Raw genomic sequence first — 22,372 nt, 5'->3', positions numbered from 1 at the left:
CTGAGCGGGGATCCACGGAAGACGCCCGTCAGGGGCGAGGGAGGGCGGGGCGCCAGAACTCCTCGCCGGCGAAGGGACCGCCGACGTGGGCGGCCTCGGCGGGGTCCTCGGGGCGCGGGTGGATGGAGTCGGCGTACGACGCCGCGTCGTCCTGCGGCTCGTAGCCGAGCACCCGGCCGGGCTCGAGGTCCCACCAGGCGTCGGTGTTGGCCGAGATGCCGTACAGCACGGCGAAGCCGGGGGCCCGGGTGGTGAGCGCGGCCTCGACCATCCGCACGCAGTCGTCGTGGGAGAGCCACGTCGACAGGTGCCGGGCGGTCGTCGGGCGGGGCAGGAACGAGCCGATCCGGCAGGCGACGGCGTCGAGGCCGTAGCGGTCGGCGTACAGGCTCATCACCGCCTCGGCGGCCACCTTGCCGACGCCGTAGAAGGTGTCGGGCCGCGGGCGGGCGTCCACCCCCACGCAGTCGGTGCGCGGGGTGCGGCCGACGGCGTGGTTGCTCGAGGCGTAGACGAAGCGCCCGACCCGGTGCGCGACGCACGAGTCGAGCAGCGCGGCGGTGGTGACCACGTGGGAGGTCAGCGACCCCGGCAGGTCGAGCTCGTCGGGGTGGCCGGCTAGGTGGACGACGGCGTCGAGCGGCTGCGCGGCGAAGACGGCGTCGACCGCGTCGGGGTCGGTGCAGTCCCCGGTGTGCCAGGCGACGTCGACGCCCTCGGGGGCCGGGACCAGGTCGAGGCCGACGACCTCGTGGCCGGCCGCCGCGAGGCCGGGCAGGAGCACCTGACCGATCGAGCCGGCGGCGCCGGTGACCAGGACGCGCATCAGATCCGGGGGACCAGGTCGCCGAGCAGGGCGCCCATCCGGCTGGCCGCCGAGCGGCCGGCCTCGAGGACCTCCTCGTGGTTGAGGGGCTCGCCGCTGATCCCGGCGGCGGCGTTGGTGACCAGGCTGATCCCCAGCACCTCCATGCCGGCCTCGCGGGCCGCGATCGCCTCGAGGGTGGTGCTCATCCCGACCAGGTCGCCGCCGATCGCGCGGACCATCCGGATCTCGGCGGGCGTCTCGTAGTGGGGCCCGGGGAACTGGACGTAGACGCCCTCGTCGAGCGTGGGGTCGACCTCCTTGCACAGCGCCCGCAGCCGGCTGGAGTAGAGGTCGGTGAGGTCGACGAAGTTGGCCCCCTCGATCGGGGAGGTCGCCGTGAGGTTGACGTGGTCGCTGATCAGCACCGGGGTGCCGGGCGCCCACGTCTCGCGCAGCCCGCCGCAGCCGTTGGTCAGCACGATGGTGCGGCAGCCGGCGGCCGCGGCCGTCCGCACCGGGTGGACGACGGCGCGCACGCCCTTGCCCTCGTAGAAGTGGGTCCGCGAGAGGAAGACCAGCACGTGGCGCCCGGCCACCTCGATGCTGCGGATCCGCCCCGCGTGGCCGGCCACCCCGGCGGCGTGGAAGCCGGGCAGGTCGGTGGTGGCGATCTCGGCGGTCGGCTCGCCGAGGGCGTCGACGGCGGGCAGCCAGCCGGAGCCCAGGACCAGGGCGACGTCGTGGGTCTCGACCCCGGTCAGCCGGCGCAGCGCGTCGGCCGCCTCGGCGGCGAGGGTCTTCGGGGCGGTGTCAGCAGTCGTCTCGGGCACCCTGAGACTCTAGACGCCCCGGCGCGGGGGGCGCGGCAGGGCATGATCGAGGGGTGCCGACCGGACGACGCGTGCTCGAGGTGGCCTCCACGCTGCCGCGGATGACGCTGCCCGAGCGCCTCCGAGCGGTACGCCGCCGCTGGCGGCAGCTGGTCCGGCTCGCCGCCGCGACCACGGCGGCCTACGCCGTCTCCACCCACCTGCTCGGCCACGAGCAGGCGTTCTTCGCCCCCGTCGCGGCGGTGATCGTCCTGGTCGCCGGCGTGGGCCTGCGCCGGCCGATGGTGCTCGAGCTCGTGCTCGGGGTGGCCCTGGGCGTGCTGGTGGGCGAGCTGCTGATCCTCGGCATCGGCCGCGGCGCCTGGCAGCTGGGCCTCGTCGTCGTCATCACCTTCGCCCTCGCCGTCTTCGCCGGGATGAAGGGGGTGGCGCTCACCCAGGCGGCGAACTCCGGGGTGCTGCTGGCCGCCGTCGTCCCGGTGGCCGGCGCGGCCGACCCGGCGGTGACCCGGTTCCTCGACGCCCTGGTCGGCGGGCTCTGCGGCTTCGCGATGGTGCTGCTGCTGCCCCGCAACGCGGTGCGCGACCTGACCCGCGAGGTGCGCCCGCTGCTGGCCGAGCTCGAGGAGATCCTCACCCGGCTCTCGCGGGCGATGCGCTCCGGCGACGCCGCGCTCGCGGAGCAGGCGCTGTCCGACGCCCGGAGCATGCAGGGCCGGGTGGACACCGCCACGACGACGGCGGCCAACGTGGCGGAGGTGGCGAGCATGTCCCCGGTGCGCTGGCGGCAGCGTGGGGAGGTGGCCCGCTACGCCTCGGTGCTGGTCGACGTCGACAACGCCATCCGGGACGCCCGGGTGCTGGCCCGGCGGGTGGCCACCATGCTGCGGATGGGGGAGCCGTGCTCGGCCCAGATGGCCGCCTCGGTCGAGGCCCTGGCCCTGGGGGTGCGGATCTTCGAGTCGGGCCTGACCGGGGGCGAGGCGTCGCCGGAGGTGCACGAGGCCCGCGAGGAGCTCGTGGAGTCGGTGCGGCTCGCGGTCGCCTCGCTGACAGACCGGATGACCCTCAACACCGCCGCGGTCGCCTCGCAGGTGCGCTCGCTCGCCGCCGACGTGCTCTTCGCCAGCGGGATGACCCGGGACGAGCTCGACGTCCGGCTGAACTTCTAGGAGGCGTCAGAGGCCGGAGGAGCGGCAGGCCCGCTGGCGCAGCGCGAGGACGTAGTCGTCAGGCGCGGCGGCCGCCTCCGCGGCGTCGGCCAGCACCCCGAGGTAGGAGGCGCTCGGCAGGCCGCCCTCGTAGGCGTCGAGGACGTAGGCCCAGGCGGTCACCTCGCCGGTGAGCAGCGAGACCCGGACCCGGGTCTTGCGGTAGAGGCCGGTGTCGGCCGACTCCCAGCCGTCGAGCGCCGACTCGTCCTCGCCGCCGATGTCGTAGACCGCCACGAAGACCTGCTCGGTCGGGTCCTGCACGATGGTGAGCAGCGCGCCGTCCCAGCCGTGCTCCTCGCCGCCGAAGGTGAGCCGCCAGCCCGTCAGCCAGCCCGTACCGCGCAGCGGGGAGTGGGGACAGCGCTCGCCCATCCGGCCGGGGTCGAGGTTGGTGCCGTAGGCGGCGTACAGCGTCACGGGAGGCAGGCTATCGCGCCACCGAGCCGGGTTACGCCCGCCACCGGGGGCAGCCTAGGGTGGGGGACGTGACTGACTCCGCACACTTCGACGTCGTTGTCCTCGGTGCCGGCCCCGGTGGGTACGTCGCCGCCATCCGCGCCTCCCAGCTCGGCAAGTCCGTGGCGGTCGTGGAGAAGCAGTACTGGGGCGGGGTGTGCCTCAACGTGGGCTGCATCCCCTCCAAGGCGCTGCTGAAGAACGCCGAGCTCGCCCACACGCTGACCCACGACAAGGCGAAGTTCGGCATCGAGGGCGACGTCACGATGTCCTTCGGCCCGACCCACAAGCGCTCCCGCCAGGTCAGCGCCGGGATCGTCAAGGGCGTCCACTTCCTCATGAAGAAGAACAAGATCACCGAGGTCGACGGCTGGGGCACCCTGACGTCGCCGACCTCGATGGACGTCGCGCTCAACGACGGGTCCAGCCAGTCGCTCACGTTCGACGACCTGATCATCGCCACGGGCGCCCAGGTGCGGATGCTGCCGGGCATGGAGGTCAGCAAGAACGTCGTCACCTACGAGGAGCAGATCCTCGACGAGGAGCTGCCCGGCTCGATCATCATCGGCGGCTCGGGCGCGATCGGCGTCGAGTTCGCCTACGTGATGAAGAACTTCGGCGTCGACGTCACGATCGTCGAGTTCCTCGACCGGATGGTGCCCACCGAGGACTCCGACGTCTCCAAGGAGCTGCTCAAGCAGTACAAGAAGCTCGGGGTCAAGGTCATGCTCTCCACCAAGGTGGAGAACGTCGAGGACACCGGCTCCGGCGTCCGGGTCACCGTGAGCCCCGCCGACGGCGGCGACTCCCAGGTGCTCGAGGCCGACAAGATGCTGGCCGCCTTCGGCTTCGCGCCCCGCCTCGAGGGCTACGGCCTGGAGAACACCGGCGTCGAGACCACCGAGCGCGGCGCCATCGCCATCGACGCGCGCGGCCGCACCAACGTGGAGCACGTCTACGCGATCGGCGACGTCACCGGCAAGCTCATGCTCGCCCACGTCGCGGAGGCGATGGGCATCGTGGCCGCCGAGACGATCGCCGGCGCGGAGACGATGGAGATCGACTTCGACATGATCCCGCGGGCCACCTACTGCCAGCCCCAGATCGGCTCCTTCGGATACTCCGAGCAGCAGGCCAAGGACAAGGGGTACGACGTCAAGACGGCCACCTTCCCGTTCAGCGCCAACGGCAAGGCCGCCGGGCTCGGCGAGACGGTCGGGTTCGTCAAGGTGGTCGCCGACGCGAAGTACAACGAGATCCTCGGCGCCCACATGATCGGGCCCGACGTGACCGAGCAGCTGCCGGTGCTGACGCTGGCGCAGCAGTGGGACCTCACCGCCGACGAGGTCTCGCGCAACGTCTTCGCCCACCCGACGCTGTCGGAGGCCGTCAAGGAAGCCGTCCACGGCATCGCCGGCCACATGATCAACTTCTGACGCCATGGCCACCCGCAACCCGTCCACCGACCGGGTCGTCATCATCGGGGGAGGCCCCGGCGGCTACGAGGCCGCGCACGTCGCCGCCCAGCTGGGGGCGACCGTCACGGTCGTCGACTCCGACGGCATCGGCGGCTCGGCCGTGATCACCGACTGCGTCCCCTCCAAGACGCTGATCGCCACGGCCGAGGTGATGACCGAGCTGACCACGGCCGCCGAGCTCGGGGTCAGCTTCGTCGACCCCGAGGGCGACTCCGCCGCCCGGGTGGTCGTCGACCTGGGCCGGGTCAACGCCCGGGTCAAGGCCCTGGCGGCCCAGCAGTCCGCCGACATCCAGCGCCGGCTCGAGCGCGACGGCGTCCGCGTCGTGCGTGGCCGTGGGCGGCTCGACGGGCCCGGCCGGGTGCACGTCGACCTGGCCGACGGCGGGACCGAGACGGTCGAGGGCGACGCGATCCTCGTCGCCACCGGGGCCGCACCGCGCACCCTCCCGACCGCCCAGCCCGACGGGGAGCGGATCCTCACCTGGGAGCAGGTCTACGACCTCACCGAAGTGCCCGAGAGCCTGGTCGTGGTGGGGTCCGGGGTGACCGGCGCGGAGTTCGCCTCGGCGTACCTCGCCCTGGGCATCCCCGTCACGCTCGTCTCCTCCCGCGACCGGGTGCTGCCCGGAGAGGACGCCGACGCCTCCGCCGTGCTGGAGGAGGTCGCCGTGCGCCGCGGCATGAACGTGCTCTCGAAGTCGCGGATGGAGTCGGTCACCCGCGACGGCGACAAGGTGACCGTCACCCTCACCGACGGCCGCACCGTCGAGGCGTCCCACTGCGTGCTGGCGCTCGGCTCGGTGCCCAAGACCGCCGACCTCGGGCTCGAGGAGGCCGGCGTGCGGCTCGACGAGGGCGGCTTCATCCGGGTCGACCGGGTCAGCCGGACGGCGGCCCGCGGCGTCTACGCGGCGGGCGACTGCACCGGCGTGCTGATGCTCGCCTCGGTGGCGGCCATGCAGGGCCGGATCGCGATGTGGCACTTCCTGGGCGACGCGGTGGCGCCGCTGGACCTCAAGAAGGTCTCCTCCAACGTCTTCACCGCCCCCGAGATCGCGACCGTCGGCTGGTCCCAGCAGGCCGTCGACAACGGCGCGATCGATGCCGAGGTGGTGATGCTCCCGCTGGCTGGCAACGCCCGCGCCAAGATGCAGGGCGTCAAGGACGGCTTCGTCAAGCTCTTCTGCCGCCCCGGCACCGGCATCGTCGTCGGGGGCGTCGTGGTGGGCCCCCGCGCCAGCGAGCTGATCCACCCGGTCTCGCTGGCGGTGGCCGAGTCGCTCACCGCTGACCAGCTGGCCCAGGCGTTCACCGTCTACCCGTCGATGAGCGGGTCGCTGGCCGAGGCCGCCCGTCGTCTGCACCGCGTCTGACAGACGGCCTCAGCCGCGCTTCACCAGGTGCGGACCCAGAGGGTGTGCTCGGAGGCCCGCAGCTGCTCGAGCGACTCGGCGGACAGGTCGTTGGTCGCGTCGGTGACGACGTAGCCCAGGGCGCCGGCGGTGGCCAGCTGCTGGCGCGTGATGTTGTCGCCCTCGGCCGCCAGCAGCGTGTTGAAGCCGGCCAGCACGCCCGGGACGTTGTGGTGCAGGATCCCGATCCGCGGCCCGTCGTGGGGCGGGGGCTGCACCTGGGGCAGGTTGACCGACAGGGTCGTGCTGCCCTCCGAGACGAAGCCGACCAGCTTGCCCGCCACGAACCAGCCGATCTCCTCCTGGGCCTCCTGGGTGGAGCCGCCCACGTGGGGCGTGAGGATCACGTTGTCCAGCCCGCGCAGCACCGACTCGAACTCGTCGCCCTGCGCCTTCGGCTCGACCGGGAAGACGTCGAGCGCCGCCCCGGCGATGTGGCCCGAGAGCAGGTGGTCCCGGAGCGCGACGTCGTCGACGACCATGCCGCGCGAGGCGTTGACGAAGAGGGAGCGGGGCTTCATCTTCGAGAACTGCTCGGCCCCGAAGAGGCCGACGTTGCCGGGCCGGCCGTCGATGTGGAGGCTGACGACGTCGGCGACGGCGAGCAGGTCGTCGAGCGAGTCCATCCGCTGGGCGTTGCCGTGGGCCGGCCGGTCGGCGGTGTCGTAGAAGACGACGCGCAGGCCCATGGCTTCGGCGAGGTTGGATAGCTGGGTGCCGATGTTGCCGTAGCCGACGATGCCGAGCACCCGGCCCCGCACCTCGTGGCTGCCGCGGGCCGACTTGTCCCAGATGCCGTCGTGCATCCGCTGGATCTTCTCGGGGAGGCGACGGGCCAGCGCGATGATCTCGCCGATCACCAGCTCGACCACGCTGCGGGTGTTGGAGTAGGGGGCGTTGAAGACGCCCACGCCCTTCTCGCTCGCGGCCACGAGGTCGACCTGGTTGGTGCCGATGCAGAAGCAGCCGATGGCGACGAGGTCGTCGGCCGCGTCGAGGACCGCACGGGTCACCTTGGTGTTGGACCGGATGCCGAGCAGCGAGACGCCCTCGAGCGCCTGCACCAGCTCGACCTCGGAGAGGGACCCGGGCCGCAGGTCGACCTCGATGCCGCGCTGCTCGAGCACCTCGACGGCGCGGGGGTGGATGTTCTCCAGGAGCAAGGCCTTCATGGCGCCACACTATGCAACCCCGACCCCTCCGCCGGACGGGTGCCCCACCCGCGGACGCATACTGGGGAGACCATGGGCCACGCCGGACGAGTCACCATCGACGAGAGCGAGCTGTCCTGGCGCTTCTCTCGCTCCTCGGGCCCCGGTGGCCAGCACGTCAACACCAGCGACACCCGGGTGGAGCTGATCTGGTCGCTCGTCTCGACGAGGGCGCTGAGCCCCGCGCAGAAGGAGCTGGCCGCCCGCCGGCTGCGCGGCCGCCTGGTCGACGGCACGCTCACGGTGACCTCCTCGTCGTACCGCTCCCAGCACCGCAACCGGGAGGCGGCGAAGGCGCGTCTGGAGGAGCTGGTCGCCCGGGCCGTGGAGCCGGAGAAGAAGCGGCGCCCCACCCGTCCGACCCGGGGGTCGGTGGAGCGCCGGCTGAGTGCCAAGAAGCGCCGCAGCGACGCCAAGAAGAACCGTCGCACCTCCTGAGACTGAACCCGGCGCGTCGGCGGTGGTCGGCGGTGCGTCGGCGGTGCGAACCCCGGTCCGGGCCCCCAAAATTGTCGATTCCACCCGTGGGGTCCCGGACGTAGCGTCGAGGGACATCAGCGACGCCATCCGGAGGACCCTCCCGTTCCCGACGCTGTCGGCCGTCCTCCGGTGACGTCCCGGACCACACCCTCGGGGGACCCCATGCGGCACAGCAACGCTCTCGCACTCTCGTTGGCCGGCGCCCTCGCCGGCCTCGCCCTGGCTCAGGCGCCGGCCGGTGCCGCCGCGGTCGGCTGCGGCGACACGGTCACCACCGACGTGCGGCTCACCAGGAACCTCACCTGCGCCGGCGACGGCCTCGTCGTCGCGGCCCCGGGGATCACCGTCGACCTGGCCGGTCACCGGCTCTCGGGCTCGGGCGGCGGCACCGGCATCGACCTCACCGGGGGCCACGACGGGGTCACGGTCCGCGGCGGCCGGGTCGCCGGGTTCGGCTCCGGTCTCGACAACCTCGGCGGCACGCGGGTCGAGGGGGTCACCTTCACGGGCAACGGCTACGGCGCCGTGGCCCGCGGGGGTCGACTGGAGGTGGTCGGCTCGACCTTCCGCGACAACCAGACCGGGATGGGCGGCGTCGGCACGATGGACGTCACCGGCTCTGCCTTCCGGGGCAACGAGCGCGGGATCCAGTGCTACAACGCCGAGCTCGACGTCCGGGGGAGCGCCTTCACGCAGAACCTGCAGGGCATGACCACGTCGCTGTGCGGCGTCGTCCTCGAGCAGAGCACCTTCCGCGGGGGCCAGGTCGCCGCCACCTTCGAGCCGCTCGGCTTCGGCCTCGAGCTGCGGGGCAACACCTTCGCGGGCGCGGGGCTCGGGGTGCGCGTGCGCCAGGCGTTCGAGGGGCCGCGCGACATCAGCGGCAACCTCTTCCAGGGCAACGGCGCCAGCGGGCTGGTGGTGGAGTCCGACGCGGCGCACACCAGTCCCGGCCTCGTGGTCCGGGGCAACACCTTCCGGGCCAACGGCTCCGCCCCCGGCGCGCACACCGACGCCTCGGGACGCCCCCTCACCTCCGGGGCGTGGGTGGACGCCGGCGAGGTGGCGGCCAACCTGGCGGTCGGCAACGCCGGGCACGGCCTCGAGGCCCACGGTGCGGCCACCGACGGGGGCGGCAACGTCGCGCGCGGCAACGGCGCGCGTCCGCAGTGCGTGGGCGTCGTCTGCACCACCCGCTGACCGCAGGGGGAGGTCGCGGGCGGCCCCCGGTCAGCCCAGGACGAGCAGCAGGTCGCCGCCCTGCACCTGGCGGGTCCGCTCGGGGAGGACGCGGAGGACCCGGCCGGCGGAGGGCGCGGTGACCGCCGCCTCCATCTTCATCGCCTCGATGACCGCGACCGGGTCGCCGGCGGCCACCGGGTCGCCCGCGGCGACGAGCAGGGTGAGCGCGCCGCGGAAGGGCGCGGCGACGTGGCCGGGCGTGCCGGGCTCGGCCTTCTCGCCGGGGCGCACGAGGGCGCCGCTGCGGTCGCCGGGGGCGACGGGGCGCCGCCGTCGCTGCGGGGCGGCCGTCACGGTGCGGAGCGGGGACCCGCTCCCTCCGGCGACCAGGACCTTCGTGGGCATGGGACGACGGTAGTCGAAGAACAGCGGCGTAGTTCCCCCGTTCCGTTTGTCCGGCGCCGCCGCGTGTGCTTCCCTGCCGGTGTCACTGCTGTCACAGGGGACCCTCGCGGTCCCGAGAGGTGCTGCTCCATGCGTCCGCGTCCCCTCCTCGCCGGGCTGTCGACCGGCCTGGTCGCCGCCCTCCTCGCCCTGCCCGCCGGACCGGCCGGGGCGGTGCCGAGCGCCGAGACCTGGAGCGTCCTGGGCTCGTCGTCGGTGACGATCACCGGTCGCGGCTTCGGCCACGGGCACGGGCTGTCGCAGTACGGCGCCGAGGGCGCCGCCCGCGCCGGTCTCACCCACCAGCAGATCGCCGAGTTCTACTACCCGGGCACCCAGTGGGGGACGGCGTCGGGCAAGGTCGCGGTGCACCTCACCGCCGACACCACCGACGACGTGGTCGTCCTGGCCAAGCCGGGCGCCACCGTGCGCGACCTCGGCACGCAGCGGCGCTGGCGGCTGCCGCAGAACAGCGCGCGGCAGTGGCGCCTGACGACCAACGCCGCCAACGGCAGGACCCTGGTCCAGTGGCGGGCCAAGGGGGCCTGGCGACGCTGGAAGGTGCTCGTCGGCGACGGTGAGCTGGCCGCCCCCGGCGGCCTGACCCTGGTCACCCCGTCGGGCTCCACGACCTACCGCGGCAAGCTGCGCGCGGCCTCGCCCTCCCCGGGCAGCCGGGCCCGGGACACCGTCAACGTGCTCTCCCTCGAGAACTACCTCAAGGGCGTGGTGCCGCTCGAGATCCCCGCCGCCTGGAGCCAGGAGGCGGTGCGGACCCAGGCGGTCGCGGCCCGCACCTACGCGGCGTTCGAGCGGTCCGAGCCGCTGGCCGCGCACTACCAGATCTGCGACACCACGGCCTGTCAGGTGTACGGCGGCAAGTCGGCCGAGCACCCCCTCGCCACCGCGGCGGTCGAGGCGACGGCGGGGCAGGTCCTCACCGTCGACGGCGAGCCGGCGTTCACCCAGTTCTCCTCCAGCAACGGCGGATGGAGCGCGGCCGGCTCGCGGCCCTACCTGGCGGCGCAGCCCGACCCGTACGACGGGTGGTCGGGCAACCCGAACCACGTCTGGGAGACGACCGTGGGCGACGAGCGGCTCGAGGCCGCCTGGCCCGTGATCGGCGACCTGCAGCGCATCGACGTCACCGAGCGCGACGGCAACGGGGAGTGGGGCGGCCGGGTGCAGCGGATGGTGCTGACCGGCAGCACCGGGTCGGTCACCGTCAGCGGCGACGACCTGCGCCGGGCGCTGGGCCTGCGGTCCAGCTGGTTCACCCTCCAGGTCACCACGCGGACCGCGCGCGGCCCCTGGTAGGTCGTCACCACGCACGACGCCCGCGGCGCCTCTCGGCGGCCGCGGGCGTCGTGCGCTGTGCGTGGTCCCCCGGGGCGGGGGAGCGGATCAGTCCTTGAGCTCGCAGATGACCGCGCCGCTGGTGACCGTGGCGCCCACCTCGGCCGACAGGCCCGTGACGGTGCCGGCCTTGTGCGCCTTGAGCGGCTGCTCCATCTTCATCGCCTCGATGACCACGACGACGTCGCCCTCGGCGACCTCCTGGCCCTCCTCGACGGCGATCTTGACGATGGTGCCCTGCATGGGGCTGGCCACCGAGTCGCCGGACGCCGCGGCGGAGGCCTTCTTGCCCCCGCTGCGCTTGGGCTTCTTCGCGCCCGAGGCAGCGGCGCCGCCGCCGATCCCGGCCAGGCCCGCGGGCAGGACGACCTCGAGTCGGCGGCCACCGACCTCGACGGTGACCTTCTGCCGCTCGCCCGCCTCCTCGGCCTCGCCGGCCTCGCCGGCGTAGGGCTCGATGTCGTTGACGAACTCGCTCTCGATCCAGGTCGTGTAGACGTCGAAGGAGCCCTCGCCCGAGGCGTTGGAGGCACCCACGTAGGCCGGGTCGTCGAGCACCTTCTCGAAGAACGGGATGATCGTCGGCATGCCGTCGACGCGGAACTCGCTCAGCGCCCGCTTGGAGCGGGCGATCGCCTGGGCGCGGTCGCGGCCGGTGACGATCAGCTTGGCGACGAGCGAGTCGAAGGCGCCCGGGATGGTCTCGCCCTTCTCGTAGCCGGAGTCGAGCCGGATGCCGGGGCCGCTGGGCGGGGCCCACTCGGTCAGCGTGCCGGGGGCGGGCATGAAGTTGCGGCCCGCGTCCTCGGCGTTGATCCGGAACTCGATCGAGTGGCCCTTGATCTCGGGGTCGCCGTAGCCGAGCTCCTCGCCGGCCGCGATCCGGAACATCTCCTGCACGAGGTCGATGCCGGTGACCTCCTCGGAGACGCAGTGCTCGACCTGGAGCCGGGTGTTGACCTCGAGGAAGGAGATCGTGCCGTCGGCGGCCACGAGGAACTCGCAGGTGCCGGCGCCGACGTAGCCGGCCTCCTTGAGGATCGCCTTGGAGGACTCGTAGAGCCGATTCAGCTGGTCCTCGCTGAGGAACGGGGCGGGGGCCTCCTCCACGACCTTCTGGTGGCGGCGCTGCAGCGAGCAGTCGCGGGTCGAGACGACCACGACGTTGCCGTGCTGGTCGGCGAGGCACTGGGTCTCGACGTGGCGGGGGCGGTCGAGGAACTTCTCGACCAGGCACTCGCCGCGGCCGAACGCGCCCACGGCCTCGCGGACGGCGGACTCGAAGAGCTCGGGGATCTCCTCGAGCGTGCGGGCGACCTTGAGGCCGCGCCCGCCGCCGCCGTAGACCGCCTTGATGGCGACCGGGAGGCCGTACTCCTTCGCCAGGGCGACGACCTCGTCGGCGTCCTTGACGGGGTCCTTGGTGCCGGGGGCCAGCGGGGCGTTCGCCTTCTGGGCGATGTGCTTGGCCTTGGCCTTGTCGCCGAGGGCGTCGATCGCCTCGGGCGAGGGGCCGATCCAGATCAGCCCGGCGTCGAGGACCGCCTGCGCGAACTGGGCGTTCTCGGCGAGGAAGCCGTAGCCCGGGTGGACCGAGTCGGCCCCCGACTTCTTTGCCACCGCGATGATCTTGTCGATGTCGAGGTAGGAGTCGGCGGGCGTCGCGCCGTCGAGCGAGTGGGCCTCGTCGGCCAGGCGCACGAAGAGGGCGTCGCGGTCGGGCTCGGCGTAGACCGCCACGCTGCCGATCCCGGCGTCCTTGCAGGCGCGGATCACACGGACGGCGATCTCGCCGCGGTTGGCGATGAGGACCTTCTTCAAGCTCACGCGAGGACTCCTGGGGCTGTGGTTTCGTCGAGCGGGATCGAGCAGGGTGCAACCCGCGCAGATTACCTCGCGGCGGGGAGCGCCGACGTCCGGGTCCCGCCCACGGACAGGTGGGTGCGCGCGGGCGCCGGCCTCCGGCGGTGGCAGGCGCGGGCGAGGCGTCGCTGCAGCGGGCGCATCAGCCGGGCGTAGGCGATCCCGACCGCCAGCGCCGCGAGCAGGGCGGCCACCGGGTGGCCGGCGTCCTCCAGCGGCGGGTAGACCTGCCACTGGGTCAGGTAGACGAAGAGCGAGGCGCCCGCGAGGGTCTCGGCGGCGCGGGCGACCGGGGCCGGGCACGAGAGCCGGGGCGGCCACAGGAGCACGACCAGGCCGGCGAGCACGATCGCCTCCCGTCCGGCGTCGCCGAAGAACCCGGGGACGGTCGCCAGGCCGAGGGCCGCCACCAGGAGCCGCTCGCTGCCCGTGGTGGCGCGCGAGGCGGCCCAGCCGAGGGCGAAGAACGATGCGACCACCCACGTGGTGTAGCGCTCCGTGGGCCCCGCCTGCAGGCCGACGAGCGAGAACCGGACGGTCGCGGTGACCAGCACCAGCGCCACGGGCAGCGCGAGGGGGTGCCGCCGCTCGACGCGGTGGACGGCAGGGACGGCGAGGAGCGCGAGGGAGCCCAGCCACAGCCACGCCAAGGCCTCGAGGAACCAGAACTGCCACTGGTCGGTCCACTCCCGGCTGCCCAGCACCTGATTGAGCAGGAGGGCGGTGGCCGGGTGGTAGGCGCCGAGGAGGAGCCCGACGCCGCCGATCCACAGCACGCTGGGCACGACGAGCTGGACGAGGCTGGCCAGGCCGTTGCGCAGCCGCTCCCGCCGGTCTGGGGAGCCGAGCTGGAAGCGCGCGAAGTTGAACCCCGCCAGCACGAGCAGCAGGTGGGCCCCGCCCTCGAGGCCGACCAGGTCGACGTGGCTGGCGACGATGAGGACGATGGCCAGCGCGCGCAGGGCGACGGTGACGTCCAGGCGCTGCCGGCCCGCTCGTGCGGGCCCGGCACCGGTGCTCCCCGACGGGTCGACGGAGCCCGGTCGCCCGGCGGGGCCTGCGCCTTCCGCGGGGTCGGTCGGCCGGGCGAGCCCGGCGAGCCCGGCGAGCTCGGCGACGGGGCGGACGTGCCAGCCCGGCGGCAGGTCGCAGGCGAGCAGCCGCTCGAGGCGGGTGGCCAGCTCGACGAAGGAGAGGGAGTCCCCGCCCAGGCCCACGAAGGTGTCCCGGGGACCCGCGGTGGGCTGCCCCAGGACGAGCGCGTACTGGGCGACCAGCTGGTCGACCAGGGCGCCCGGCATCGCGGCGCGCGGCGCGGCGTCGGGGACCGGTTCGGCGGGCCCGGCGACCTCGGCGACCTCCGCGAGCTCGGTGAGCGCGGCCCGGTCGACCTTGCCCGAGGCGGTGAGGGGGAGTGCGTCGAGGGCGTGGACCCGCACGGCGCCGGCGGGCAGGCCGGCCAGCTCGGCGAGGCGCAGCCGGACGGCCTCGCCGGAGCCGGCGTCGGTGACGAAGGCGTGCAGGTGCCTTTCCTCGCCCGTGCAGTGCGCGGGGAGGCCTTCGGACTCCAGCCGCTGCTCGAGCAGGTCCAGGTCGAGCCGCAGCCCGAAGACCTTGGCCCGGCGGGCGCGGCGCCCGACGACCTCGAGGAGACCGTCCCGCTCGCGGCCCAGGTCTCCCGTGCGCAGCTCGGTGACCTCGGCGCCTCGGGCGAGGTCCGCGGGCGTCGCGGCGTACCCCATCATCACGTTGGGACCGGTGTAGACGAGCTCCCCGACACCGGGGTCGGTCGCCTCGGGCACCGGCTCGACGCGTAGCCGTCCGCCGGGGATCGCGACGCCGACGGCGCCCGGGTGCTCGGCGGCCAGGGAGGGCGGGAGCCAGGCCATCCGCGCGGTCGCCTCGGTCTGGCCGTACATCACCACCAGCTCCCACCCGCGGGACGCGCCCAGCCGGGCGAGGGCGCGGACCCGCTCGGGCGCGAGCCGCCCTCCGGCCTGGGTGACCTGGCGCAGGCTGGGCAGGTGGCGGTCGGCGAACCCGGAGCGTTCGAGCAGCTCGAACGTGTGCGGCACGCCCGCGAGGCTGGTCGCGCCGACCCGGGTGAAGAGGTCCCAGAAGCAGGGGTCGACCACGGAGAGCTCGGTGAGGGCGACGCTCGCGCCGGCCAGCAGGTGGCTGTGCAGCACCGAGAGGCCGTAGCAGTAGTGCAGGGGGAGGGTGGTGACGGCGCGGTCGTCGGGACCGAGGCGCAGGTACTCCGCGATCGCGGCGGCGTTGCTGGCGACGTTGCCCCGCGAGAGCCGGACGAGCTTGGGCGAGCCCGTGGAGCCCGAGGTGCTGAGCAGCAGCGCCAGGTCGGGGTGCAGGTCGTGGGCCGAGCCCGCGCGACGCACCTGGTCGCCGGTCGTGGAGCAGACGACGTCGGGGTCGTACGCCGCCACCATCGCGTCGCGCTGCTCCGGGCGGTCGTGGGGGACCACCAGCGCCACGTGGCCGCCCTCGAGCGCCGCCAGGTAGGAGACCAGCGGGTCGAGCCGGTTGGCCCCCTCGACGAGCACCAGGCGACGCACCGGTCCCCAGCCGGCGGCACGCTCCCGGACCCGGGCGTGCAGCTCGGCGTAGCTGAGCCGGACGCCGCCGGGGAGCAGAAGAGCCACCCGCGAGCCCCCGGCCGCGAGGTCGAAGAGCTCCGTCGTCGTCACGGACGGGCCCCGGGCGGCGCGGGGACGAGGTGGACGCCGCCGCGGACGGTGACGGTGAGGGTCTCGCCGGCGTGCGGGCGCACCCGGGTGACCCAGGCGCGCAGCTGGCGGCCGTCGGGGAGCTCGAGGCCCACCGAGACCCCCGCGCCGGTGAAGTCCACCGTGCGGACGAGGGCGGCGACCCCGTCGGGGTCCGGGACCACCTGCTCCGGGCGGACCAGCGCCGTGACCTCGCCGGCCGTGGTCGCGCCGGGGGCCACCGACCGCACCTCGAGGTCGCCGAGGGCGGTGCGCACCCGGTGGGGCCCCGAGGGCTCGCCGGGCAGGAAGGTGCCCGGCCCGAGGAGCCGAGCGGCCCGGTGGTCGACCGGGGCGTCGTAGACGTCGAAGGGGCGGCCGTGCTGGAGCACCCTCCCGTCGACCATCACCGCGACCTGGTCGGCCATGGTGAGGGCCTCCGCCCGGTCGTGGGTGACCAGCACGCCGGTCGTCTTCTCCTGGCGCAGCATCTCCGAGACCTCGGTGCGGACGGCGACGCGGGTCTGGGCGTCCAGCGGCCCGAACGGCTCGTCCAGCAGCACGACCCGTGGCCGCGGGGCCAGCGACCGGGCCAGGGCCACCCGCTGCTGCTGCCCGCCGGAGAGCTCGCGCGGCATCCGGCCGCCCAGGCCCTGCAGGCCGGCCAGCTCGAGGAGCTCCTCGATCCGGGCCCGCCGCTCGGGTCCGCGGCGCGGCAGGCCGAAGCCGATGTTGGCGGCGACGTCGAGGTGCGGGAAGAGCGCGCCCTCCTGGGGCACGAGGCCGACCCGGCGGAGGTGGGGCTGGACGTGCACCCCGGGCGCGTCGACGACGACGCCGTCCAGCGTCACGATGCCGGCGTCCGGTCGCTCGAGCCCGGCGACCAGTCGCAGCAGCGTCGTCTTGCCGCACCCGCTGGCCCCGATGACGGCGACCAGGTCGCCGGCCTCGGCGTGGAAGTCCAGGCCGTCGAGGACGGCGGTGGACCCGTAGCCGAACCGGAGGCCGGAGACCTCGATGCTGCTCATCGGCGCTCCCAGGTGGTCGAGCGGGACAGGACGACCGCCGGGACGCTGGCGAGCAGCACGAGGGCGAGCGCGTAGGGGGCGGCCGCGCCCTGGGCGGAGGTGGAGGTCCGGCCCCAGATCTCGGTCGCCAGGGTGTCGAAGCCGCTCGGCCGCAGCATCAGGGTCGCGGGCAGCTCCTTCATGGCGGTGATCACCACGAGAAGGAAGCCGGCCGAGATGCCTGGGGCCGCGAGCCGTGCGGTGACCAGCTGGGCGCGGACCCGGCCCCGGCCCAGCGACGTCGCCACCTCGGCGACGCTCGGCGGGACCGCGCCGACCGAGGAGCGGACCGCCCCGACCGCCTTGGGCAGGAAGAGGACGGCGTAGGCCAGGACCAGGACGGCCAGGGTCTGGTAGAGCGCCGGGAAGACGCGGAGCGTGAGGTAGACCAGCGAGAGGCCGACGACGATCCCGGGCAGGGCGTGTCCGGCAAAGCTGGCCGTCTCCAACGCGGAGACCAGGCGTCCGCGGTGGCGCGCCGAGAGGACGCCGACCGCGCCGGCCAGGGCCAGGGCCAGCAGCCCGCCGAGCGTCGAGACCAGCAGGGTCGACCCGACGGCCGTCCCGAGCTCGGCGAGGTCGAGCGGGCGCCGGGTGCCGAGCGAGAGGCGCCGGAGCAGAGCCAGGCACGGCACGACCGCCGCCACCAGCACCGGCAGCAGGGCGAGGCCGAGCGCGGGGACGGTCCAGGCCCCGAGCCGGGCCGGGGGAGCGGGGCGGGTCGCCCCGCGGGAGACCGACCAGCGGGCGGCGTCCCCGCGGACGAGGCGCTCGAGCCCCACCAGCGCCAGTGCCAGCATCACCAGGACCAGGGCGAGCAGGGCGGCCCGCTCGCGTCCCACCATCGAGCCGTACTGCCGGTAGACGGCGAAGGTGAGCACCTCGTGGCGCATCAGGCCGGGGGTGCCGAAGTCGGAGAGCGCGTAGAGCCCGGCGAGCAGCGCCCCCGCCAGCGCGGCCGGCGCGAGCTGCGGCAGCAGCCCGGAGCGGAACGCGCCCCAGCGGGTCCGGCCGAGCGACCGGGCGACGTCGACCAGGGAGTGGTCGGCCGCCCGCAGCGCCGCCACGGTCGGCAGGACGACGTAGGGCACGCAGGCCGCGGAGAGGATGCCCCAGGTGGGCCAGAAGCCGCGGAGCCCGGGGAAGGTGTCGAGCCACCCGAAGGCGCCGACGTAGGAGGGGACGGCGAGCGGGATCGCGCTGGCCACCAGCAGCCAGCGGCGTCCGGGCAGGTCGCTGGCGGCGAGCAGCCACGCGATCGTCGTGCCGGCGACCAGGCAGGTGAGCGCGACCGCCAGGACCAGCACCATGCTGGACCCCGTCCACTCCCACAGCCGCGCGCGCAGGAGCGTGTCCGAGGCGCCCTCGGGCAGCAGGCCCGCCGCCCGGACGACGAGGTAGACGAGCGGGGTGAGGGCGCAGGCGGCGGCCAGCAGCGCCCCGCCCAGCAGGAGGGCCGGGGGACGGCGGCCTCGGGTGCGGCTCAGCTCAGGCCTGCTTCCTCGATCATGGCCAGGGTGGCTTCCAGGTCCTCGAGCTCGGCGAGGTCCTCGATCGGGCCGCGCAGCGAGGTGAGCTCGGGCATGCCCTCGGGCCCCGCGATGCCGGGCACGAGCGGGTACTCGAAGGTCTCCTCGACGAAGTACTCCTGCGCCTCGTCGGAGACCAGCCAGGCCGCGAGCTCCTCCGCGGCCGGGGTGTCGGACAGGACGCCGATGCCGGTCACGTTGACCAGGGCGCCCGGGTCGCCGGCCCGGAGGAACTTCAGCTCGGTGTCGACGTTCTCGGCGCCGAGCTCGGCGCGCATCCCCTGCAGGTAGTAGTGGTTGACCAGGCCCAGGTCGACCGTGCCGTTCTCGACGGCCTCGAGCGTGTCCAGGTTGTTCTCGAAGGTCTGGACGTCGTTGGCCACCATGCCCTCGAGCCACTCGCGCGCGGCGTCGTCACCCTGGGAGGCCCGGAAGCCGGTGACGAAGGCCTGGAAGGACGCGTTGGTCGGGGGCATCCCGACCCGGCCCGCCCACGTGGGGTCGGTCAGGGCGGCCACCGTGTCGGGGACCTCGTCCTCGTCGACCTGGTCGGGGTTGTAGGCGATCACCCGGGCCCGGCCGGTCACGCCGACCCAGCTGCCGTCGGCGGAGGTGAAGTCGGGAAGCACCCGGGAGGTGGTCTCCTCGGGCAGGCTTCGCAGCATCCCGGCCTGGGCCAGCGCTCCCAGGGCTCCCGCGTCCTGGGAGATGAAGGCGTCGGCGGGGGTGTCCTCGCCCTCCTCCATCAGCAGGGCGAGCGTGTCGGGGGTGGCGGCGTAGCGGGTCTCGACCTCGAGGTCGTGCTCCTCCTCGAACTGCTCGATGAGGGGTCCGATCAGCGCCTCGTCGCGCCCGACGTACACCACCAGGTCGGCCTCCCCGCCGCAGGCGGTGAGCGGGGCGAGCGCGAGCGCGGCCAGCACCACGCTGGTGCGACGCAGGCGCTGGGGCCGGGACAGGGAACGGGGGCGGTGCTTCATGGTGACCTCGTAATGCGCGGGGGCGGGCATCTGGCCGGGCTCGGCCGTCAGGGTGAGGTTAGCCTTACCTGTGACGTCCCGGAAAGTTCGTCCCGCCGATCGGTTAACAAACGTTAACTTCGCCCGGTAGAGTCCAGCCGCATGAGCTTCGAACTGTCCCGCGAGCACGAAGAGTTCCGTCGCAGCGTCCGCGACTTCGCCGAGGCCGAGATCGCGCCGCACGCCGCGCAGTGGGACCGCGAGCACCACTTCCCGACCGACGTCGTGCAGAAGATGGGCGAGCTCGGGCTGATGGGGCTGACGGCCCCCGAGGAGTTCGGCGGCGCCGGGATGGCCGGCGAGGACGGCGGCTTCACCAGCCTCTGCCTGGCCATCGAGGAGATCGGCCGGGTCGACCAGTCGATGGGGATCACCCTCGAGGCCGCGGTGGGGCTGGGGATCAACCCGATCCTCACCTTCGGCACGACCGAGCAGAAGGAGGCCTGGCTCCCCGACCTCGTCGCCGGCCGCCGGCTCGCCGGCTTCGGCCTCACCGAGCCCGGCGCCGGCTCCGACGCCGGGGCCACCCGCACCCGCGCCGAGCTCGTCGACGGCGAGTGGGTCGTCAACGGGGCCAAGCAGTTCATCACCAACTCGGGCTCCGAGATCACCAGCGTCGTCACGGTGACTGCCCGGACGGGGGAGCGCGCCGACGGGCGCCCCGAGATCTCCACGATCATGCTCCCCGCCGGTACCCCCGGCTTCACCGCCGAGAAGGCCTACGACAAGCTCGGCTGGCACGCCTCCGACACCCACCCGCTCGCCTTCGAGGACGTCCGCGTCCCGGAGGCCAACCTCCTCGGGGAGCGGGGGCGCGGCTACGCCCAGTTCCTGGCCACCCTCGACGACGGGCGGGTCGCGATCGCCGCGCTGGCCGTCGGCTGCCTCCAGGCGTGCCTCGACCTCAGCCTCGCCTACGCGGGCGAGCGGCAGACGTTCGGCGGCCCGATCGGGCGCAAGCAGGGCGTCGCCTTCCAGGTCGCCGACCTGCAGGTGATGCTCGACGCCAGCCGGCTGCTCACCTACCGGGCCGCGGCGATGAAGGACGCGATGGACGCCGGGGCGTCGGTGACGACGGCCGAGTTCAAGCAGGCCGCCGCGGTGGCGAAGCTCTACGCCACGGAGTCGGCGGTCTCGGCCACCCGGATCGCCACGCAGGTCTTCGGAGGCTACGGCTTCATGGAGGAGTACCCGGTGGCGCGCTTCTACCGGGACGCCAAGGTGCTGGAGATCGGCGAGGGCACCTCCGAGGTGCAGCGGATGCTGATCGCCCGCGGCCTCGGCCTCCCCGTGGAGTGACGCAGTGGAGTGACGCAGCGCGCCACGTGCGCCCGGTGCCGACCGACGCCGGGCGCGGAGGTTAGCCTTCTGCCCATGCCACGGGGTACCAGGCGGGTCGCCGCCGACGCCACGCGGTTCCTCGTCGTCGGCGCCGTGGCGACCACGGTGGCGCTGCTGATCTTCAACGGGCTCGTGCACGGCTTCACCAAGGGGTCGGAGCCGCCGCTCAACGACCGGCCCCAGCTGGCCTACTTCCTGGCCAACGTGGTCGGCATGCTGGTCAGCTTCCGGGGCACCAGGGACTGGGCGTTCCGCAGCCGCGGCACCCGGCACAACGACGGTGGCCGGACGGCGTTCGTGGTGATCAACCTCGTGACCATGGTGATCCCGATGGGCTTCCTGTGGATCAGCCGCAACCTGCTCGGGCTCGACGACCCGGTGTCGGACAACATCGCCGCCAACGTGCTCGGGCTCTTCGCCGGCACCTCCGTGCGGTTCCTGCTGCTGCGCCAGTACGTCTTCCCCCGCAGCTTCGCCGTCACCGAGCCGGTCTCAGGCCCCTGACTGCGTCCCCGGCGAGCCCGGCGTCCCCGGCGAGCCCCAAGTCCAGAGGTCCGGCCACGCGTGCCCGAGCCGCGCGGCGAGGTCACGCACCAGCGGCAGGCTGACCCCGACCACGTTGTGGTGGTCGCCCTCGATGCCGGTGACGAAGGCGGCGCCGAGGCCGTCCACCGTGAAGGCGCCGGCCACGTGCAGAGGCTCTCCGGTCGCGACGTACGCCGCCACCTCGGCGTCGTCGACGTCGGCGAAGTGGACGGTGGTGCTGGCGGTCGCCTCCTCGACGCGGCCGCTCGTCCGGTCGGCCAGGCTGTGGCCGGTGTGCAGCACCGCGCTCCGGCCACGCATCTCGCGCCACCGGGCGGTGGCCTCCTCGGCGGTCCCCGGCTTGCCCAGCGCCCGGCCGTCCAGCTCGAGCACGGAGTCGCAGCCCAGCACCAGCGCGTCGTCGGGGACCTCGGGGAGCCCCGCGACCGCCGCGCACTTGAGCGAGGCGAGCCTCAGCGCCAGCGCGGCCGGCGGCAGGCCCCGGACCTGCTCCTCGTCGACGCCGGAGACGATCACCGTGGGCTCGATGCCGGCCCGGCGCAGGGTGGCCAGCCGGGCCGGGGAGGCCGAGGCGAGGACGAGAGGGGTGCGGGCGGGCGTCGGGGCTGTCACGCCCAGAAGGGTAGGGGCCCGGGCGTTGCTACCGTGCGGCGGTGACCAGCAGGACGCCGGCGACCGTGCGGGAGGGCACCGACCTCGACGTGCCCGCGGTCCCCTCCGGACCCCGGGCACTGGCGGTGCTCTGGTCGGCGCTGGCCCTCATGGGCGCCGTGGGTGTCGGGATCGGCGCGATGTCGGCGCACGACCTGGCTGGGGCGGCCGGGCTGGGGGAGCAGGTGACGGCCGTCGTGGTCGAGAAGGAGCGCGTCGCCGACCCGCCGAGGAGGGGCTGCCGGGACTACGAGTACGTCGTGGAGTGGGCCGGCGGGCGCGCGGATCTCGGCGTCTGCCGGACCAAGGAGGCGGCCGCGGTGGACGAGGGCGGGTCGCTCACCCTCCGCACCCTGCCCTGGAGCTCCGAGGTCTCCGTCGCGGGGGCGTCTGGCGGTGCCGCGTGGGACGCGGCGTTCCTCGGCCTGGGGCTGGCCCTGCTGGGCCGGGGTGCGCTGATGGCGCGGCGCTGGTGGCGGGTCGGCCGGCCGGGCCGCGGCCCCGGCTTCCCGGGACGGGTGCTCGACACCGGGCCGCACTCGGTGGTCGTCGAGCCGGCCGAGCCCAGGACCGGGCCGGTGCTGGTCCTGGTGGCCGCCACGAAGCAGCAGCCCCACCGCGTGGGGGACGTGGTGCAGGTGTGGGCCACCGGCCGCACGTGGCTGCGCCGGCGCCCCCGGGGCCCCTGGGTGATCCGCGCGGGGGCGGAGGTCACCCCGTGGGGTCCCGCGTGGTGGCGCCGGCGCTGAGCCGGGTCAGT

The 22,372-nt window shown here is 74.2% G+C and carries 20 protein-coding genes; 9 read left to right on the top strand and 11 right to left on the bottom strand.

Annotated features, from left to right (window positions below):
- Nucleotides 1–28: 28 nt before the first annotated feature.
- Complete coding sequence (locus tag DNK53_RS13255; protein ID WP_110182802.1) at nt 29–826, bottom strand: NAD-dependent epimerase/dehydratase family protein; 798 nt, start codon at nt 824–826, stop codon at nt 29–31.
- Nucleotides 826–1,638 (bottom strand): purine-nucleoside phosphorylase, encoded by an 813-nt coding sequence (locus DNK53_RS13250; protein WP_110182801.1) that lies wholly within the window; start codon nt 1,636–1,638, stop codon nt 826–828. The genes DNK53_RS13255 and DNK53_RS13250 overlap by 1 nt, the downstream gene beginning before the upstream one ends.
- Before the next feature lie 53 nt (nt 1,639–1,691).
- On the opposite strand from DNK53_RS13250, the gene DNK53_RS13245 reads away from it, so the two are divergent.
- Complete coding sequence (locus DNK53_RS13245) at nt 1,692–2,810, top strand: FUSC family protein (protein ID WP_110182800.1); 1,119 nt, start codon at nt 1,692–1,694, stop codon at nt 2,808–2,810.
- A gap of 6 nt (nt 2,811–2,816) precedes the next feature.
- Here the strand turns inward: DNK53_RS13245 and DNK53_RS13240 are convergent, their stop codons facing one another.
- Nucleotides 2,817–3,269, bottom strand: a complete 453-nt coding sequence (locus DNK53_RS13240) for a gamma-glutamylcyclotransferase (RefSeq protein ID WP_110182799.1) — start codon at nt 3,267–3,269, stop codon at nt 2,817–2,819.
- Nucleotides 3,270–3,337: 68 nt separating this feature from the next.
- Here DNK53_RS13240 and lpdA point away from each other — a divergent pair, with 68 nt between their 5' ends.
- Together lpdA and DNK53_RS13230 are read left to right on the top strand one after the other, a co-directional pair.
- Nucleotides 3,338–4,744, top strand: coding sequence for a dihydrolipoyl dehydrogenase (lpdA, locus tag DNK53_RS13235; protein ID WP_110183149.1), 1,407 nt, complete (start codon nt 3,338–3,340; stop codon nt 4,742–4,744).
- A gap of 4 nt (nt 4,745–4,748) precedes the next feature.
- A complete protein-coding gene (locus DNK53_RS13230; RefSeq protein WP_110182798.1) occupies nt 4,749–6,161 on the top strand; it encodes an NAD(P)H-quinone dehydrogenase in 1,413 nt (470 codons plus the stop codon).
- A gap of 20 nt (nt 6,162–6,181) precedes the next feature.
- Here the strand turns inward: DNK53_RS13230 and serA are convergent, their stop codons facing one another.
- Nucleotides 6,182–7,372 (bottom strand): phosphoglycerate dehydrogenase, encoded by a 1,191-nt coding sequence (gene serA, locus DNK53_RS13225; RefSeq protein WP_110182797.1) that lies wholly within the window; start codon nt 7,370–7,372, stop codon nt 6,182–6,184.
- Nucleotides 7,373–7,444: 72 nt separating this feature from the next.
- On the opposite strand from serA, the gene arfB reads away from it, so the two are divergent.
- Together arfB and DNK53_RS13215 are read left to right on the top strand one after the other, a co-directional pair.
- On the top strand, nt 7,445–7,849 hold the full coding sequence (gene arfB, locus DNK53_RS13220; protein ID WP_110182796.1) for an alternative ribosome rescue aminoacyl-tRNA hydrolase ArfB: 405 nt from the start codon (nt 7,445–7,447) through the stop codon (nt 7,847–7,849).
- 204 nt (nt 7,850–8,053) lie between these two features.
- Nucleotides 8,054–9,091, top strand: a complete 1,038-nt coding sequence (locus tag DNK53_RS13215) for a right-handed parallel beta-helix repeat-containing protein (RefSeq protein ID WP_162599935.1) — start codon at nt 8,054–8,056, stop codon at nt 9,089–9,091.
- 30 nt (nt 9,092–9,121) lie between these two features.
- On the opposite strand, the gene DNK53_RS13210 is transcribed toward DNK53_RS13215, so the two are convergent.
- On the bottom strand, nt 9,122–9,478 hold the full coding sequence (locus DNK53_RS13210) for a biotin/lipoyl-containing protein (RefSeq protein WP_110182794.1): 357 nt from the start codon (nt 9,476–9,478) through the stop codon (nt 9,122–9,124).
- 129 nt (nt 9,479–9,607) lie between these two features.
- On the opposite strand from DNK53_RS13210, the gene DNK53_RS13205 reads away from it, so the two are divergent.
- Nucleotides 9,608–10,834 (top strand): SpoIID/LytB domain-containing protein, encoded by a 1,227-nt coding sequence (locus DNK53_RS13205; RefSeq protein WP_110182793.1) that lies wholly within the window; start codon nt 9,608–9,610, stop codon nt 10,832–10,834.
- 87 nt (nt 10,835–10,921) lie between these two features.
- On the opposite strand, the gene DNK53_RS13200 is transcribed toward DNK53_RS13205, so the two are convergent.
- The 5 genes from DNK53_RS13200 to DNK53_RS13180 form a co-directional block, all read right to left on the bottom strand.
- Nucleotides 10,922–12,700, bottom strand: coding sequence for an acetyl/propionyl/methylcrotonyl-CoA carboxylase subunit alpha (locus DNK53_RS13200; protein WP_239456524.1), 1,779 nt, complete (start codon nt 12,698–12,700; stop codon nt 10,922–10,924).
- Nucleotides 12,701–12,762: 62 nt separating this feature from the next.
- Nucleotides 12,763–15,441 (bottom strand): AMP-binding protein, encoded by a 2,679-nt coding sequence (locus DNK53_RS13195; RefSeq protein ID WP_110182792.1) that lies wholly within the window; start codon nt 15,439–15,441, stop codon nt 12,763–12,765.
- Complete coding sequence (locus DNK53_RS13190; protein ID WP_110182791.1) at nt 15,438–16,487, bottom strand: ABC transporter ATP-binding protein; 1,050 nt, start codon at nt 16,485–16,487, stop codon at nt 15,438–15,440. The genes DNK53_RS13195 and DNK53_RS13190 overlap by 4 nt, the downstream gene beginning before the upstream one ends.
- Nucleotides 16,484–17,836 carry an ABC transporter permease gene (locus DNK53_RS13185; RefSeq protein WP_204163916.1) on the bottom strand — a complete coding sequence of 451 codons (1,353 nt, stop codon included), beginning with the start codon at nt 17,834–17,836 and terminating at the stop codon, nt 16,484–16,486. The genes DNK53_RS13190 and DNK53_RS13185 overlap by 4 nt, the downstream gene beginning before the upstream one ends.
- Before the next feature lie 173 nt (nt 17,837–18,009).
- On the bottom strand, nt 18,010–19,035 hold the full coding sequence (locus tag DNK53_RS13180) for an extracellular solute-binding protein (RefSeq protein WP_110182790.1): 1,026 nt from the start codon (nt 19,033–19,035) through the stop codon (nt 18,010–18,012).
- A gap of 141 nt (nt 19,036–19,176) precedes the next feature.
- Between DNK53_RS13180 and DNK53_RS13175 the strand changes: the two genes are divergently transcribed.
- Both DNK53_RS13175 and DNK53_RS13170 read left to right on the top strand, forming a co-directional pair.
- The gene (locus tag DNK53_RS13175) at nt 19,177–20,373 is read left to right on the top strand and encodes an acyl-CoA dehydrogenase family protein (RefSeq protein WP_110182789.1); all 1,197 of its coding nucleotides are present in this window, start codon (nt 19,177–19,179) and stop codon (nt 20,371–20,373) included.
- Between the two features lie 75 nt (nt 20,374–20,448).
- Nucleotides 20,449–20,919 carry a GtrA family protein gene (locus DNK53_RS13170; RefSeq protein ID WP_110182788.1) on the top strand — a complete coding sequence of 157 codons (471 nt, stop codon included), beginning with the start codon at nt 20,449–20,451 and terminating at the stop codon, nt 20,917–20,919.
- Here the strand turns inward: DNK53_RS13170 and DNK53_RS13165 are convergent.
- Entirely contained in the window at nt 20,908–21,573 is a 666-nt protein-coding gene (locus DNK53_RS13165; RefSeq protein WP_110182787.1) for a Maf family protein, read from the bottom strand. The two genes, DNK53_RS13170 and DNK53_RS13165, sit on opposite strands and share 12 nt — an antisense overlap.
- Nucleotides 21,574–21,614: 41 nt before the next feature.
- Here DNK53_RS13165 and DNK53_RS13160 point away from each other — a divergent pair, with 41 nt between their 5' ends.
- Nucleotides 21,615–22,361: a hypothetical protein gene (locus tag DNK53_RS13160; protein ID WP_162599934.1), complete on the top strand. Its 747-nt coding sequence runs from the start codon at nt 21,615–21,617 to the stop codon at nt 22,359–22,361.
- Nucleotides 22,362–22,372: the final 11 nt, after the last annotated feature.

The sequence above is a fragment of the Nocardioides solisilvae genome (assembly GCF_003194625.1).
GTDB lineage: Bacteria > Actinomycetota > Actinomycetes > Propionibacteriales > Nocardioidaceae > Nocardioides > Nocardioides solisilvae.
Note: the sequence above shows the minus strand (reverse complement) of the source record. Positions and strands in the feature narration are given on the sequence as shown.

Coding starts and splice junctions, on each gene's coding strand:
- DNK53_RS13190 (WP_110182791.1), bottom strand. CDS start 16,487: ATGAGCAGCATCGAGGTCTCCGGCCTCCGGTTCGGCTACGGGTCCACC.
- serA (WP_110182797.1), bottom strand. CDS start 7,372: ATGAAGGCCTTGCTCCTGGAGAACATCCACCCCCGCGCCGTCGAGGTG.
- DNK53_RS13205 (WP_110182793.1), top strand. CDS start 9,608: ATGCGTCCGCGTCCCCTCCTCGCCGGGCTGTCGACCGGCCTGGTCGCC.
- DNK53_RS13215 (WP_162599935.1), top strand. CDS start 8,054: ATGCGGCACAGCAACGCTCTCGCACTCTCGTTGGCCGGCGCCCTCGCC.
- DNK53_RS13175 (WP_110182789.1), top strand. CDS start 19,177: ATGAGCTTCGAACTGTCCCGCGAGCACGAAGAGTTCCGTCGCAGCGTC.
- DNK53_RS13255 (WP_110182802.1), bottom strand. CDS start 826: ATGCGCGTCCTGGTCACCGGCGCCGCCGGCTCGATCGGTCAGGTGCTC.
- DNK53_RS13230 (WP_110182798.1), top strand. CDS start 4,749: ATGGCCACCCGCAACCCGTCCACCGACCGGGTCGTCATCATCGGGGGA.
- DNK53_RS13170 (WP_110182788.1), top strand. CDS start 20,449: ATGCCACGGGGTACCAGGCGGGTCGCCGCCGACGCCACGCGGTTCCTC.
- DNK53_RS13210 (WP_110182794.1), bottom strand. CDS start 9,478: ATGCCCACGAAGGTCCTGGTCGCCGGAGGGAGCGGGTCCCCGCTCCGC.
- arfB (WP_110182796.1), top strand. CDS start 7,445: ATGGGCCACGCCGGACGAGTCACCATCGACGAGAGCGAGCTGTCCTGG.
- DNK53_RS13185 (WP_204163916.1), bottom strand. CDS start 17,836: ATGGTGCTGGTCCTGGCGGTCGCGCTCACCTGCCTGGTCGCCGGCACG.
- DNK53_RS13180 (WP_110182790.1), bottom strand. CDS start 19,035: ATGAAGCACCGCCCCCGTTCCCTGTCCCGGCCCCAGCGCCTGCGTCGC.